Origin of the sequence: Coleofasciculus sp. C1-SOL-03, assembly GCF_040220555.1 — a bacterium.
In the GTDB taxonomy this organism is placed as follows: domain Bacteria; phylum Cyanobacteriota; class Cyanobacteriia; order Cyanobacteriales; family Coleofasciculaceae; genus Coleofasciculus.
In genome coordinates, this window is sequence record NZ_JAVJUO010000010.1 from 30,148 (window position 1) to 45,200 (window position 15,053).

General features: G+C 41.8%; 14 protein-coding genes and 1 pseudogene. 2 read left to right on the forward strand and 13 right to left on the reverse strand.

Annotated features, from left to right (window positions below; genetic code table 11):
• Window positions 1-81: 81 nt before the first annotated feature.
• A pseudogene (locus RIE73_RS01515) lies at window positions 82-297 on the forward strand (GNAT family N-acetyltransferase); the annotation flags it as partial.
• Between the two features lie 49 nt (window positions 298-346).
• Here the strand turns inward: RIE73_RS01515 and RIE73_RS01520 are convergent.
• On the reverse strand, window positions 347-1,894 hold the full coding sequence (locus tag RIE73_RS01520; protein ID WP_446399496.1) for a glycosyltransferase family 39 protein: 1,548 nt from the start codon (window positions 1,892-1,894) through the stop codon (window positions 347-349).
• Between the two features lie 390 nt (window positions 1,895-2,284).
• Here RIE73_RS01520 and RIE73_RS01525 point away from each other — a divergent pair, with 390 nt between their 5' ends.
• Window positions 2,285-3,685, forward strand: coding sequence for a flippase (locus tag RIE73_RS01525; RefSeq protein WP_446399497.1), 1,401 nt, complete (start codon window positions 2,285-2,287; stop codon window positions 3,683-3,685).
• A 136-nt stretch (window positions 3,686-3,821) separates the two neighbouring features.
• On the opposite strand, the gene RIE73_RS01530 is transcribed toward RIE73_RS01525, so the two are convergent.
• From RIE73_RS01530 to mutT, 12 genes are all read right to left on the reverse strand, one after another.
• Entirely contained in the window at window positions 3,822-4,838 is a 1,017-nt protein-coding gene (locus RIE73_RS01530) for a sulfotransferase family protein (RefSeq protein WP_446399498.1), read from the reverse strand.
• Window positions 4,839-4,934: 96 nt separating this feature from the next.
• Window positions 4,935-5,708, reverse strand: coding sequence for an acyltransferase (locus RIE73_RS01535; protein ID WP_446399499.1), 774 nt, complete (start codon window positions 5,706-5,708; stop codon window positions 4,935-4,937).
• Window positions 5,709-5,739: 31 nt separating this feature from the next.
• Complete coding sequence (locus tag RIE73_RS01540) at window positions 5,740-6,465, reverse strand: TylF/MycF/NovP-related O-methyltransferase (RefSeq protein WP_446399500.1); 726 nt, start codon at window positions 6,463-6,465, stop codon at window positions 5,740-5,742.
• A 47-nt stretch (window positions 6,466-6,512) separates the two neighbouring features.
• The gene (locus RIE73_RS01545; protein ID WP_446399501.1) at window positions 6,513-7,532 is read right to left on the reverse strand and encodes an NAD-dependent epimerase/dehydratase family protein; all 1,020 of its coding nucleotides are present in this window, start codon (window positions 7,530-7,532) and stop codon (window positions 6,513-6,515) included.
• Window positions 7,501-8,262: a class I SAM-dependent methyltransferase gene (locus RIE73_RS01550; RefSeq protein ID WP_446399502.1), complete on the reverse strand. Its 762-nt coding sequence runs from the start codon at window positions 8,260-8,262 to the stop codon at window positions 7,501-7,503. The genes RIE73_RS01545 and RIE73_RS01550 overlap by 32 nt, the downstream gene beginning before the upstream one ends.
• A 42-nt stretch (window positions 8,263-8,304) precedes the next feature.
• Window positions 8,305-9,096 (reverse strand): methyltransferase domain-containing protein, encoded by a 792-nt coding sequence (locus RIE73_RS01555; protein ID WP_446399503.1) that lies wholly within the window; start codon window positions 9,094-9,096, stop codon window positions 8,305-8,307.
• Window positions 9,097-9,138: 42 nt separating this feature from the next.
• On the reverse strand, window positions 9,139-9,993 hold the full coding sequence (locus tag RIE73_RS01560) for a TylF/MycF/NovP-related O-methyltransferase (protein WP_446399504.1): 855 nt from the start codon (window positions 9,991-9,993) through the stop codon (window positions 9,139-9,141).
• 12 nt (window positions 9,994-10,005) lie between these two features.
• The gene (locus RIE73_RS01565) at window positions 10,006-10,545 is read right to left on the reverse strand and encodes a metal-dependent hydrolase (protein WP_446399505.1); all 540 of its coding nucleotides are present in this window, start codon (window positions 10,543-10,545) and stop codon (window positions 10,006-10,008) included.
• A gap of 36 nt (window positions 10,546-10,581) precedes the next feature.
• Window positions 10,582-12,267, reverse strand: coding sequence for an FAD-dependent oxidoreductase (locus RIE73_RS01570; RefSeq protein ID WP_446399506.1), 1,686 nt, complete (start codon window positions 12,265-12,267; stop codon window positions 10,582-10,584).
• A 33-nt stretch (window positions 12,268-12,300) separates the two neighbouring features.
• Window positions 12,301-12,921, reverse strand: a complete 621-nt coding sequence (locus tag RIE73_RS01575; RefSeq protein WP_446399507.1) for a glycosyltransferase family 4 protein — start codon at window positions 12,919-12,921, stop codon at window positions 12,301-12,303.
• A 32-nt stretch (window positions 12,922-12,953) separates the two neighbouring features.
• Window positions 12,954-13,514 carry a glycosyltransferase family 4 protein gene (locus RIE73_RS01580; protein WP_446399508.1) on the reverse strand — a complete coding sequence of 187 codons (561 nt, stop codon included), beginning with the start codon at window positions 13,512-13,514 and terminating at the stop codon, window positions 12,954-12,956.
• Window positions 13,515-14,575: 1,061 nt separating this feature from the next.
• Window positions 14,576-15,053 (reverse strand): 8-oxo-dGTP diphosphatase MutT (gene mutT, locus RIE73_RS01585; protein ID WP_446399509.1); only part of this gene is annotated, 478 nt, incomplete at its 5' end.

Below are 15,053 nucleotides of genomic sequence, written 5' to 3' on the forward strand. Positions count from 1 at the left end.
GCTGAGTTTTGAGTGTGGTTTTTCCGGTTATCTGTTCCCTTTCTCTCAATTTTAATCGGTAGTTTAAAGGCACAACAGCTTATGAATATCCGCCCAGCAGAACTTGCCGATATTGAAACCCTCTTTGAGATTAGAACCAGTGTGGTTGAAAATTATCAATCCCGTGAAGAGATTGCTCAATTAGGGATTACCCCAGAAACCGTTGCGGAAATGCTGCAAACGGATTGTCGTGCATGGATTGTCCAAATTGATGGCAAACCCATTGGATTTTCCATTGCCAATGCGACAGAGAAAACATGACCAGGTCGTTGCTTTTGTAAATGCTCAATGAATTATTTTCATGCCGTCACTTTTTCGCCGCGCTATGAATAGGTGGGGCTACCAAATTACCGATTTTTGGTGTTACTAGAATAAGGTTCAGGTAATCGTTTTCTCGGTAAAAGTTCCAATTGGCAAATTGATGCCAGGTTTGCAAGTCGAATGTCTCTCCGAAAACCCTTTGAAACGCCTTTTGGTCAAAATCTCCGCAGACTAGCCAGAGGCGAGAGGGAAAAGGTGATAAGCTACGCAGCGCATTCTCTACAGTTGACGGCTTGATTTTGGTCGTAGGGCAAAGTTCTGGTTGACGCTTGATGGGGGCTGAACCTTGATAGTAATGCCTCAGTGCTGAAGGTGCTTTTTCCGAAGCAGAACCCCCCGATAAAACGATAACGTCACCTGGTTTTTCATTGATGCTAATCGTCTGCATTATGCCTTGCCAATCTTGGCGGTCTTGCACAGTATAGTAGCGCACCAATCCACCACTGACCGCGATCGCATAAACTATTGCCACACCAATCGCTAGGATACGCTGCAAACGCCAGACTCGGAGGAAGCCTGCGGCTAAGAGAATAAGTACATAAGGGGCAACAAACAGGATGTAACGGTCAACCCATAATCTTTGGGAAACCAAGTATAGCATCGCTGAAGGCAAAAACGCCCACGCTGCAACCCATAGAAGGCGTGCTGAACGGTGTTTTTTGAACAGTGCGATCGCGAGCAAACCTGCCAACATTAAGGTATATGTCTTGTAAAACAGGCTCATCAGCTTTGAGGTGGAAGGGAAAGGAAAAGCCGAAAAATGGTTCAACTTGCGGATAATCTCTACCAAACCTGCCTGTTGAGGTTCAGACAACCACCCACCCACGGCTGACGTTGTTCCAGAAACGAGACTAAATGCAGAGGGAAGACAGAACACAATGACAAGTAACAGCCACTTGCTGAAGGCTAATAAAACACGGCGTTGTTTGCGAAACTTCAACCCAAATAACAGAACATCTGGAAGCAGTAGGGTGCCATTAAGCGGTGTTGTTAGAAACATTAAAATACGTGTACTTGCCCACCACCCCATTGCAGAAGCAGTAGGTTTCTCAAGGGCATGGGCTAGAGCCAGACTGCCTCCTAGAGCCAAACAAGTGCCTAGCGAGTACATTCGTACCATTTGAGAAAAGTTGATGAATAGCGGCGAAAGCGCTAAGAGAAGGGCAGAAATGAGACCCGTTGTCTCTCCAGCAACACGACGACCGAGCCGGTAGACTAGAAAGACACTACCCAAGCCAAAAATGACAGCTAATCCCCGCAACCAAGCATCGTTGGTGCCAAATAGCATCCAGATTTTTAGCAGAATGTAATAGAGGGGGCGTATTGTGGCGATTTTGTGTATGAGTGAGTGGTTTAATTCTATTTGCTTGGCATCATGAACGCTGTAGAGTTCATCAATCCACAAGCTTTCTGTTCCTAATTTATAAAGATATAATGCTGTGGTTAGCAGCAAAATTAAGCCAATGGGACTCCATTGTCTTATCCAGTCTGCTGGGAATGCAATTTTTGCTGTAGCTGGTGTTTTTATTTTCATGGTAAATCAACAAAAATCCACCTTAACCCTTCGGCGATCGTAGTTAGCCGTGAATGAAATAGTTATACCCTTATCTGTGTATTCATCAATTCCTTAATCCGCTTAATTGAGTGAAAACAATACCATAAATATTAATTGAGAATCAATGATAACAAAAAATTATATTTTTGCTTTTAATTTAATTATTTTTTTAAGATTAGGCGAATATCACTCATGATTTGTAAAGATTCAGTAAAGTTAAGTTTTACCGTCGCAGATAGGCGATCTAAATATTATTCTCTGGAGCAGTGTATTATTAATCATAGCATCTCCAACAATCCCGGTGTTGTAACTTTCAGTACACATCTCTCCCTGCTTTCAGGGATGTAATCTAAATCACTTTAACTGACTGTGAGAAATTTACTTAGTCGTTTGGATCTGTCCTATCTCTACGTTTTAATCGGAGAAGCAACTCTCGCTCTGACGTTTGCCTTCTATATCATTCTCGCTCGTGTTCTCGGACCGGAGCGATATGAGATTTTCGCTGCTGCTGTTGCTTTGGGAGCTATCCTTTCTCTGCTCATCCAGTTTGGGTTTCCTGCACTACTGACTCGTGAGGTAGCAGCTAACCCAGTCGAAGGTTCAAAATCGACAGGTCAGTTTCTGATTGTTGAGGGATTGAGCTTTCTGCTCGTTCTTATCCTTCTCTTTCCCCTCGCTCGTTTATTAGGTTACGAAGGTGAGGGTTTAATTGTCTGCTACTTAGTCATCTTTGCAGAACTTTGTCGTAGCGTGAAAATGACGCTACGCGGTGTTCTGAAAGGGATGGGATGGTTTAGAAGCGAAACGGTTTCCGTAGCCATAGAGCGATTTTTCGCTGTGCTGCTTTCATGTGTCGTTCTGTTTCTATCGAAAAATTTAGTATGGGTAGTCGGAACGTTTGTTCTTGTCCGTTTCCTGGATATTGTGGGGTTGCTGGTTTACCTGAGTCGGAAAACTTCGATCTGGTTACCTCTAAGCCTGAATGGACTTTGGCAATCTGTTCGGACAGCTTACCCATTTGCGCTATCTGGAGTTCTGTGGATTCTTTACTATCAGATTGATGTGGTTATGCTCAAGGGATTAGCTCCTACCGGGGAAGCGGGGTTCTACAGTGCAGCGTACCGGATACTGGAAATTTTTACTGAGTTGCCACAAGTTATTTTCTATGTTGCCTTCACTCGATTTGCTCGATATTATGCCAACGAACCTGAAAAACTCCCCGAGCAGATTTATAAGTGTACGCGCCTGCTTTTAGGAGTAGCGTTGCCTGTGATTGTTGTAGCAGGTTTTACGCAAACTATATTAGTACAAGTCATTTATGGCGAAGCCTTTGCTCCTGCTGTCAAACCTCTGGCTATCCTGCTACCTAGCTTGAGTTTCAAAATGTTTGGCACCTTAGTGCAAAAGTTACTTCAAGCTACCGGGCGAGAAAAGCAACTGCCTAATCTTATGTTTGGAGCAACAATGACTAATGTGATTTCCAATTTTATTCTTATTCCTTATCTAGGAGGTGTTGGTGCAGCCATCGCAACTTTATTGAGTGAACTCATGTTGTGTTTTATTGGTCTATACCTAATGAACCGCATGGAGTATCAGCATATCAGCAAATGCCTTGGCATTATTGCTGTCATTAGTTTGCTAATAACGGCAATTCCATCTCTGATTCTGTATGGATTGACACCAATTGTTGGGTTGGGCTTAATGGTTCCCAGTATTGCCGCGATAGTGGTGTTGATGCGCCGCGATCGCTTCTTAAAACCGATTACATAGGTTGACATTGATGAAATTTTACTAATTTAGGCTTACCGAAATTGCGGTGGTCAAAATTTATCCTAAGCCTTGCCTATAAATGATTAATAAACAAAGGGTTATATAGAAGTAAAAACTAAGTTCAGTATTCCAAAGCTTATAGCCCAAATCTAATTTTTAGATAAATTTTCAATTGTATTAAACCATCAATTTGACCTTTTGTATTTTTTAGCATTGCCCACAATTTCAAAGGTGGATGCTCAATATACTGATATTTAAATTGTTCTAAGGTTGAAATAGTAGGAGATTCTAATTCTGTAGCATAGCCATATTTGCGTAATGTAGAACCTGCGATCGCTTCAAAAATTTGAAGTTGTCGGTTTGTCATTTTTGTTCGCCATTTTTCGGCGTTATTTGCAATAATAGGACGAGCTAGATTTTGAAGATTTTGCTTGTCAGTTTTATAAGGAACTTCGTCTTTATAATAATTGAGCATTTCGGGAGTATATTTTTCCTCTAAAAAATCACAAATTTTTCTTACAGTAAACTCTGTATTAGATACTAATTCTTCGTATTTAATTTCAAGAAATGAGTCTGGTTTTAAAACAGTTTTCAACTCATCAATAGTTTCCAAATGTTTTACCCACTTTAGAGCTGTAGGATAAATATGTTTAGGTCCCATACGCGATTTTTTCCAAGACAATGCACAATCACGCCCATCACGAACAATATGGATAATTTGTACATTAGGAAATCCATCAAGTATTTCGCGCCAGTAAAAAAGATGGGCAGGAGTTTTTTCTCCCCAACGTTGTTTTCCCTGATCGTTAGCCCATGCCGACATTATAGCCTCAAAAACCCCATGAAAATCATATCTGTGGATATAGTTTAAGGTATGATTACGGTTAGGGGCAGGGAACCAGTCATTGAAGACATCTGTACTAAATATGTCATCCACCAAACGTTCTCGGTTCTTAGCAACCTCTAGATCCCCGTAGTATTTTAACCAAGCAAAAAAAGTATTATAGATATGGGATTCGTATGGTATGGCAATTCTCGGATGACTATTGAGAATTTGGCTCAGTAAAGATGTTCCAGAACGTGGACACCCAAAAATAAAAATAGGACGTTCAGAATTGTTTGAACAAGTGATTGATTTTGAATCGTTATTCATTAGATAACCTTTTAGAGAGTTTACAAGGACATTGTATATAAATTGAATAACCTAAAATTGACGAAAAGCTGGAATCAATACTACTCGAAAGGAACCCTATTTATCTTTGGTTTCTTTACGGTTACTTATGACTCTAGCCGGAACTCCCACCGCAACCGCATAATTAGGAAGGTCTTTGGTCACCACAGCACCTGCACCAACAATACATCCTTTGCCAATGGAAACGCCATCCAGTACAATAGCGCCAGCACCTAACCAGACATCATCCGCGATCGCAACGGGTCCTTTTGAGTAGAGTCCCTGTTCCATCATCGGAATATCGCAACGGTCTGATAGATAGCGTCCACCGCCGATGTAACAGTTACCAGCAATTAACACAGAACGACCAATATAAATTCCCGTGGTAGAGGCGAGAATAGTATTACAGCCAATATCGGTTTTAGCGCCGATTACCACTGGACCCGTTTTACCCTGTATGACGCAATTTCGGGAGACAATCACATCATCTGCTAGGTAAACCCCTTCCTCTCCTGCACCACTAGCATCTAAGAGTCCGTAATCATCAATAGCCACGCGATTTCCCAGGGTAATCCGTCCAGGATGACGCAAGATAATGCCTTTTCCTAAAATCACCCCGTTACCCACACTCTGAAAAAGGTGGGGATAAAAGCGTTTGCGGAGTAAATACCCTAAACCACCGGAAAGATTACCAAACAAAGATGTTATTAATTCATATTCTAATAAAGGGAAAAATCGATCATTTCCCAAAACTTTATTCTGATACCGTTTTAATACAGAAGATTCTGTTTGACTCAGTTGTTCCGTTAAGGGAGTTTTAGAGACTAGCTTTCTTGTTTTGGGTGCTACCATACTGATTCCTTTTGTTTAGACAATTAAAGTGTCAGCTTGATATAATAAAGGCTTGACCATATAAACCATAGGGAAATAGTTCTTCGGCTGACAAATTTTGGTTTTTATCCAGGAATTCTCGAAACGCCTTTCGTTGACCTCTTTCATTGTCTTTATCAAAACAATTCCAATCGTCAAAAATAAGAATAGTTTTCTCCATGATTAGATTTTCGATAAAATTAAGCACTTCTACAGTTGAATGATAAAGGTCACAATCAATTAAGGCTACTGCAACCTTATTCATCGAGTGCTTTTGTTTAAGTTCTTCCTTTAGTGAATCTTCAAAATAGCCTTCAATTAGAAAAGTTCTGTTCCAATCAACTCCCTGATTATTCAAATTATCTATTACCTTATCTTTTGTGCAGCTATATTGACCCTGATAAAATATTTCTTCCTTGGTTTTGTCTTTCTCTTTCACTGGTGGCAATCCCTGGAAAGAATCGAACCCCCAAAAATTCATTTTATTTGAATTATGCTGATTAGCAATTTTTTGAGCATACCAAAAAGCATAGCCTTTAAATATGCCAAATTCGTAATAATCCCCCTTTTGTGTAGTTCCTAATTCACTAGCTTTTTTGAATGCAATTTCCAGAGCCGATACAATTTCTCTAGTTGCTGGATTAAAGCCGTGAAAATAAGAGTAATAAATTTTGTGAGCTAATTTGTTCAGTTTTGTTTTTTGAAGAAACTTGACAATGATCAATCGAATAGATGACATAGTGTCTTTTCCTGGAAATAACATCTTTTAACTATAACAATACCGCTCTATTTAATCCATCCTTGTTCAAGATACCATTGTGCTAGTTCTTTGAGTCCTTCTTCATCCGAATGCGCTGGTACAAACCCCAATAAATTGTTCATTTTACTGGTATTAAACGAGCGGTCTTTGGTATAAAAGGCTAATCGCCGCCTATAAATAGGGGGTTCTATACCCAAAGGACGGCAAATCACTTCAAAGAAATAACCTAAGGCAAACATAGGAGCAGCCGGAAACTTGATAAATTTCACTGAATTCCCGTAATAGTCACTAATAATTGAGACCATTTTCTTAAATGATATAGCTTCTGGACTCCCGCAGATAAAAACTTCTCCGTCAGATTTGGGATGGGTTGCGGCTAAAATCAAAAAGTTGGTTAAGTCATCGACATGGATAAAGTGCAACAAATTATTGCCCTCCCCAATAACGGGTACCCACTGGCGATAAACCCAGTTAAAAATTTTTAAAAGCCTTTTCTCTCCAAAACCGTAAATCCCGGCGGGTCGAACAATGGTTACAGATAATTCCTCCTGAGCGGCATAATTTTTCAGCCAGATTTCCGCCTCTAATTTGGTTTCCTGATAAACATCTCCCGGCTGCAGGGGAGCATTTTCATCGGCTGGTGGCTGTTTAATGTGACCGTGAACGCCAATGGTTGAGACGTGAACGAATCGTTTAAACTCAGGTTGTTTTAAGGCAGCCTTTGCCAGGAGTTGGGTACTTAAAACATGAACATTGTAGTAACCAATATTTGGAGACTTTGCCTCGCGAAATGGAGTGACTAGATGGAAAATATAATTCACTCCTTTTATGGCTTGGTTGATTAGGTTTTCATCAAAAACATCTCCTCGAATCCATTCAATCTCCATATCTTTAAAAGAATCGAGATTAGAGGTATGGCGGGCAATGGCAACAACTCTGACTCCTTGCTGTAATAATTTTCGTACTAGGAGTGAACCCGTAAATCCAGTCGCCCCCGTGACTAAAGCACGGCTATCAGGGGGAAGTTTGTAAGGGAAGTCTTCCATTTTCATTTTTATTAAGCTGCAAAATAACCGGAGAGCCAAACCAATGGGTTAATCCTAACCCTCTGGATAATTTTTCTAACGCCGATGAAACTCGAGGAGATTTTAACATCCGATGTAGTACCATGGGCAGGAAAAATTGCGGATAACGGTCAATGGGAGTGACTCCTAGAGACCGAAAGTAATCCAGCAGTTCTGATTCTTGGAAACAGGTAAAGGGTCGTGTGTTGCCTTCTAAGCCTTTCTTCAGCTTAAATAAGTAGGGTGCGATCGCGTTCACACTTCTGACTGTTGGATAGTCTACAATCACAGCTTTATCCGCCACCCGGACTAACTCAGCCAGAAAGGGTTTCCATTGACTGACGTGCGGGAGTAGCCGATAGCTAATCACAATATCAAACGTGTTATCCGGATAGGGTAAGTCCAAAATATTACCCACTTTAAAGTTACAACGATTAGCGTCCACAAAATGTTGGATTCGCGCTTGACAACTCTCTGCACTTCCCAAAACCGTAACTTGATAACCGTTCTGAATCAACGCCTCCGTCAGTTGACCATGCCCACCGCCAACATCTAAAATCTTGGCATTAGGATAAGCCGCTAGCATCTGCAAGGTTGCTTCTTCTTGAACCTTGAGTAACCAAGCACCAATTTCCCCAGCAAAACGGGATGCATAATCATCCGAGGATGTTTCGATATCTGCTGTTTCGGGAAAATTATTTGTTTTAACCACTGTTTCATGCCCCTGAACAACTAAGGTTATGCCAACTATATCCTAGGTCTTATCAATTCTGGCTTTGACAATCAGCATATAACCACTTGCTCCTAATAATAAGGCATCTAGCTTAGAAAATAACCAAACAACCGGATAAACCAAGGAGTACATACTGAACATTTTTTGGTATCGTTTCATGTCTTGTCCTGTAACAATTCGACCCTTCTGAGATTTTGCACCTCCCCGCTTGAGTAAGTCAAGTGCCAACGTCATCAAGGTGTCAATGGCTTCCGAGAAAAACTTGGAATAGGTTCTGTGACTGACGATTTTAAACCGACCCATCAACAGGGATACTAAGTCATCCACCGTATACCCTGGTCTGACATGTCCATGTTTTTCATCCGTCTGCCCAATTGCCAGCCGAAACTTTCGCAGCAGGCTGTTTTTGATATGCGGCACATTAATGATTAATTCTCCCCCAGGTTTGATAATACGGAATAATTCCTTAACAAATTCTTCATCAGTGTGAATATGTTCCAAAAAATCGATGATAGCCACTCGGTCAAATTCGTTATCGGCAAAGGGGGTATGACGACCATTAATTTGAAATACGTTGTCTTTCACCAATCCCCGGATGGAATTAACCGTATGTTCATCCAGGTCAGCGCTTTTCCAGATGCCACCCCGTTGGCGCAGCAGATAACTAATTACACCATTATCAGACCCAATGTCCAGACAGTGCAAATCAGTAGTTTCTCCCAACAACGCAGTAATTTCTTTGAATTTTCTCTGCTTCAGTACAGATTTATTAAATAGCAACAGGGGCCACTCTTTTTCTAATATCTTTTTCATACTGATTTCCTAATCCTTCACTGTTTCCTTGGTTAACCACCCTTATGGCATCGGTGAATCATTGGTTCGTTGACGCAATTGACTCGCCAAATTCCGTTTATACAATCGCTCAAAATGCAGGTCTGACTCGAAGCGAATGAAACGGTAGACACGGTTAGAATTTAATGATAGCTCTCGATCCAAAATTAACTCTATTCCCTCACCCAACACACCTTGATTAATTTCATAGACAATTCTGGCTTCGCCGGTGAATCGCGAACCGAAGTTGAAATCGTAGTCATCGAAATAGACCACACAACCATTAGGCAAGTAAGGAATCAATTTATCAAAAACAGTACGAGTTGAACTGTAGTAATCACAGTCTATCCAAACTAAAATAGGTAAATTATTTTTCAAGAAACTGAGATTTTCATCGGTCAGAGTATCTTGAAAATAGCCTTTGTGAATTTGGTAATTCTTATAGTGACTCCGACAGTAGTCTTCAAGTTCTTGATATCTTCCCTTAAATTGACCCTCAACCCATCCATCATCTGCAATGACATCTTTGTCTTTTGCATCAACAGAAGCTGGCATTCCCTCAAAAGAATCAAAGGTGTGAACGGTGATTCGGTTATCCATGTCAAGATACTTGGTCGCATACAGCATTTTCGTAAAAGAATAACCATCGGCTGTGCCAAATTCAAGAATAGAAAAGTTTCCCTTATACTGATTTTTAAACTCCTGAATAACTTCGTAAATTATATCCATTCGATAAAAACTATTCAGAAGACGACGCAATATCTTACGAGGTTTGTGAACTAAATTTAAGTAAACCATTGTTTTCAGATAATTTCCTGGTAATAGTTTACCCAAGCGTCGCAGCAAGACAATAAATGGAGATTTATCTGGATATTTCATTTGTTTGTTGAATTAGATATTTCTTCTCGGATTGGCTTTGACTAATCGCCACCATCTTACCCCCCAGACTAGCAAAACTGAATAAACCAATTCAAAACAAATCCAGATTAGGTGACTGTAGTGCCACAACCCCCGAGAGTGATGAACTCCCGGAAAAAGAGTAATTGAAGATACAAAAAAGTTTTCCGTAAACGGGTACAGCAACGGAATCCCTCTGCCCTCGGTAAAAAAATCCAAAACCAAATGAGAACCATAGAGAATAAACGTTATCCAAGCCAGTTGCTTGTAAGAGAACTGCCATCGTTTACGGAGTATGAACGCCAAAATCAGACTAAAGCCAAGGGTAAAAATTAGGCTGTGGGTTAAACCGCGATGGAATGATTCTCCAGTGATGATCTGAGGAATAAAATCTAGGTCAGCAACAGTGGCGACAAAAACAGGATACAAACATAGGATTTCCCATCGCCTGCGCTTAGAGGTTCTGGGTTGAGTCAAAGGTAAAAACTTGGCAAGGACATATCCGGAAACAGCGTGGGCAAGGGGAGATGGCATAGGTCAAACAGGAGATGACGTTTGATTGTCAACAATTTATACTACGGTTAGAAATCGATGCTGATTAACCTCCTTCACCGCTTGTATTTCTTGTTCAATTCGGGTGAGACTCCAGCCCAGTTCTGTTGCCATAGTTTCAGCACAATGCTTGAGAATGTGAGGTTCAGGAACACCAGCACTACCCAGTTCTGTGCGGCGAAATATCACATCACTTAGGGTTTGCGCCATTTCTGCGCGGACGGCGTGAATCACCTCGGCTTTGAGAACCGCTAACTCATCGACTGGCGCTTGTTGTCGGTGAAGATTGCCCTCTAGGGACTTAAGTATATCCGGATAGGCAGACCCATAGTTATAAACCAGACGGCGCATAGTTTCCTCCGTTAATCCATCAGGGGAATTCGTCAGCGCCGTTTGCAAAAAGGTGTCAAACCGTTCAATGTCTCCACCGTAAATGGGGGTAATGTCAGAAACCGATTTTGGCGGTTGTTGTCCCCATGATTTAAACAGTTGGTCTACTGCCTTTTCAGCCACATCTCTGGCGGTGGTATACTTCACACCAATAATTGATAGGAGTCCCGGCAATCCTTCACGGGCATGATTGTGGATGTGATACTGTTTTTCCAGTAGGGGTTCTCCGGTGTGAGAATCTACTCCGGTTCTGGGCAATAGTCCCCCATGGACAAAATCAACATCTTCGGGTTTGAGATTGGCGGGTGGGTATGCCTGGTTAATTTGATCCAGTAAGTCTTGAATATCTGCTGTAGTAACCTGTAAATCATCGGGTTTCTCATCCCAAATTGTATAGGATGTACCAATTATCGATTTGCCTCGCCAAGGGGCAATAAATAGGAAGCGACTCCCTTTATTCACTATGGCATTGGGGTCACTATTACTATTAGTGCTAGAAATTCCTACAGCATAGGTTTGGAATAGGGGACGAGTGACGAGGTTAACCGCTTTAGCCAAAGGCACATTAACAGATGGTGACTCTCCCTGAAGCCAACCCAGAACTTGATTCATCCAGGGACCACTGGTATTGATGACGGTTTTGGCACGGATGTCCAAGTGATTCCCGGTGAGAATGTCTTTGGCTTTGATACCTGTGACGCAATTACCCTCTTGAAGAAAGCCAACCCCTTCCACGTAGTTGGCTACATCTGCACCCGCTTGTGCCGCAGACTGGAGAAATGAAAGGGGAAGTCGTTCTGAGTTGTAAACTTGAGCATCATAGAAGAGTGCGCCCCCGGTTAACCCTTCGTCGGGAATCCCTGGAAGCAACTGCTGACAGTCTTGGGCAGAAATGACGCGACCATTAGGAATATGTTTTTGGGGATCATCGAGTTGGTTGCGATCGCAACTAATCATATCATTCACTGCCAGTGCCAGACTCAAGGCTTCTTTCCCCTTCATCCCATGTCCATAGGTGGGAATCAAAACTGGGAGTGGGTGGATTAAGTGAGGCGCAATCCGGAATAAGGTTCTGCGTTCCCGAATCGATTCCCGCATACGCCGAAAATCAGCATTTTGCAGATATCGCAATCCCCCATGAATCGTCTTTAAGCTGTTAGCAGAGGTGGCTGAGGCAAAATCCCCTTTCTCCACCAACGCCACGGATAAACCCCGCAAGCTGGCTTCCCAGGCGATGCAGGCACCATAGATACCACCGCCAATGATCAGTAAGTCGTATGTGTTTCTGGTTAAATTGAGCAGGTTTCTCTTCATAATATGATGCTCCTTACCCTGATTTTGATTAAACTAAGCTTCTACGCTTAATGCTACGGCTGCACCCTCCACTACTCCTGCATACAACCAATCATAGAGAAGATTGAATTTTCGACAAAACACTTTATAAGTATGATTCCGTTCAATAAATTGTTTTCCGCTGCTACCTAGTTTGAGTCGTAAATCGGGATCATCAATCAGATGCACCATTCCCTGGGAAAAAGCTTGGGAATTGGGTGCTGCCAGTAGGGAAATTTGGCTATTCAGCACCTGGGTGTGAGTGGGTAAATCCGTCGCTAGTAAGGCTTTGCCGCTGTGTAGATAGGAATAGAGTTTCATTGGTGTATTCTTCCCTTTGACTCTAGGTGAGACGACAATATCAGCCTGGGCTAGATATATCCCTAGATCATCAACGGGTTTGGGTCCCAAAAAATGGACGTTTTCTAAAATGCCAAGCTGTTTAGCCTGCTGCTTGTACTTCTGAATGTCAGACGCCTCGCCACCGATAACGACTAAATCAGCCAACTTATTTTTCTTTAAAGTCAAGGCAAAACTTTCCAAGAGGAGATCTACCCCCTGATACGTTTCCAGATTGCCCACATACATAAGCAGTACATGGTTGATTCCTAATTCAGTTCTCAAATTACTCTGCATTTGCATACACCACCCTTTTTACAGAATCTCAGTCAGTTCAATAACGATATATCGGGGATAACCACCACATTTTTGGGCTTGTAGGCTTGAATATCAGTCGCTAATGCCTGACAAACCGCCACAACAACCGCCGCCTTTTGCACCGCTACTCGTTCACAAAAATTCAAAAATGAATTGAGCAATGTTAACTTTGGATACTTTTCGATAAGCTGCTGCGCTAGGGACGAGTCCATGTCATATACATAGGGAAGTTTGCAGAATAGATTCAACATTAAGGCAATAAAGACCGATTCCTCTCCGGCATGAACCAAATCATAGCGCTTCCGGGAAATCAAACCGATAACTTTAAAAATCATGAAAAAATCACAAACTAATTTCTTCCAGGAGAAACCCGGTCTAATATTGCGAACAAAAGGTAGCCGTGGCGTCCGGTGTATGGTTACGTTGGGATACTCAATATCACGTCCTTCTGGATAAGTCACCATGTCAACCTGATCTCCTCGTTCAGACAACACCCTTAAAACCAAGTTCACGGCAATGGGTGTACCCCGGTTTTGGTAAAAGGGGTGGGGGGCGAGTAATAGGACATTCATCTGAGGAGGACTTTTTTTTGATCTAGATACAGCCCTTTTATGAAAGCGACTTTTCTTAGTCGAGCGTTTTTTTACTCTCGTCAGAGGTTTTTGGTTAATCAAAAACATTTCTTGCTCCTTGTTTCGGTCGATACTTATCAATAATTTACAGTTATCGGTGGCAATATGGAGAGCAAACAATCTTCACACTCTCTCTAGGAGATACAAATCTTTACCTCGATTAAATTCTCCTGTCACATATAAATAACATGCATTACTAGAATTTCTCTAGACTTGAAGACCGACTTTACTGAATCTTCATATTCTGGATTTATAATTGAAAATTATATTAAATCTTGGCTGGAGGAAACTCAGATGCCCCTAATGTCGGCGCTCAACGACGCAGGCAAGAAGAGGACATGGAATTTGTGGAGTAGGATAAGCTATAGCTATTAAGCATTCGGATAAAACTTAACTATACTTTATTAATCTTTGTAAAAATACTTGATCACTGAAAGCGCACCGATTGGAGATTTTTATAAAACTTAATAAAATTCACTTGATTGATGTCCGACTACTTATTTTGACGGGAAACAAAAGTGGATTCTGATTAGCTAAATATTGCTCAGACATGAATCCGACTTAGCGGGAGCGGAAACCTCTTAAACACAAGGAAGTCGCTGGACATATGTTTGAAGATGAACGGGATGGGAGCATAAGCAGTGATGGATAGGGTCGAAGCGATAGCACAGGCGACCGGGTTTACAGTTGAGCGCTTCCGATTCAATTGTGCCTGACTTCTTTACATAGCTTCATCTCGTTCAGAATCTCAACGCTTACTTACTTCCTTACTGAGAGGACATCTAATTTGACACATTCTCCTGATCCCAGCGACTTTATCCAAGCTATCAATCCAAAAACTATAAGAAAAAATTATACAACTGAATGAGTAAGCCTATAGACTTACTTCATACAAGCTTTATAAAGCTAAGGAAAATGCCCCTAGTGCAAAAAAGACAGGGTGTGGGGTGTAGTACACTCAAAAGAGAACCGCTATAGTCCCCAGTTTCAAGCAGTTACATCTACATCCTCTCAACCTCTTGACGCAATGCCGCAATAATCTGAATATTAGCCTTGGGAAACGGAAACTGGTCAATTTCCTCTAGGGTTACCCAACGGATTTCATCACATTCCAAGGCTTGGGGGACACCCGACAGATGACGACAGTGATGGACAATCAATGTCACGCGAAAATGGCTATAGGCATGATCGACCGTGATTACGCGATCGCCTACTTCGATCTCAATTCCCAATTCTTCCCGAATTTCCCGCTGAATACAGTCTGCCACGGTTTCATCCGGCTCAATTTTGCCGCCAGGAAACTCCCATAATCCACCCAATAACCCTTGAGCAGGGCGGCGGTCAATTAAAATTTGTCCTTGGTCATTCCAAATCACGGCAACACCAATGATTTTGTGAGGTAAGGGAGTAGAAGCTTCACGCATGGGTAACTTAGATGCAATACCTAGATTGTACGCCTGACAGTGACTTTGCCAAGGA

Coding starts and splice junctions, on each gene's coding strand:
- RIE73_RS01540 (WP_446399500.1), bottom strand. CDS start 6,465: ATGTCATCTATTCGATTGATCATTGTCAAGTTTCTTCAAAAAACAAAA.
- RIE73_RS01565 (WP_446399505.1), bottom strand. CDS start 10,545: ATGCCATCTCCCCTTGCCCACGCTGTTTCCGGATATGTCCTTGCCAAG.
- RIE73_RS01580 (WP_446399508.1), bottom strand. CDS start 13,514: ATGAATGTCCTATTACTCGCCCCCCACCCCTTTTACCAAAACCGGGGT.
- RIE73_RS01530 (WP_446399498.1), bottom strand. CDS start 4,838: ATGAATAACGATTCAAAATCAATCACTTGTTCAAACAATTCTGAACGT.
- RIE73_RS01560 (WP_446399504.1), bottom strand. CDS start 9,993: ATGAAATATCCAGATAAATCTCCATTTATTGTCTTGCTGCGACGCTTG.
- RIE73_RS01570 (WP_446399506.1), bottom strand. CDS start 12,267: ATGAAGAGAAACCTGCTCAATTTAACCAGAAACACATACGACTTACTG.
- RIE73_RS01545 (WP_446399501.1), bottom strand. CDS start 7,532: ATGGAAGACTTCCCTTACAAACTTCCCCCTGATAGCCGTGCTTTAGTC.
- RIE73_RS01555 (WP_446399503.1), bottom strand. CDS start 9,096: ATGAAAAAGATATTAGAAAAAGAGTGGCCCCTGTTGCTATTTAATAAA.
- RIE73_RS01575 (WP_446399507.1), bottom strand. CDS start 12,921: ATGCAGAGTAATTTGAGAACTGAATTAGGAATCAACCATGTACTGCTT.
- RIE73_RS01520 (WP_446399496.1), bottom strand. CDS start 1,894: ATGAAAATAAAAACACCAGCTACAGCAAAAATTGCATTCCCAGCAGAC.
- RIE73_RS01535 (WP_446399499.1), bottom strand. CDS start 5,708: ATGGTAGCACCCAAAACAAGAAAGCTAGTCTCTAAAACTCCCTTAACG.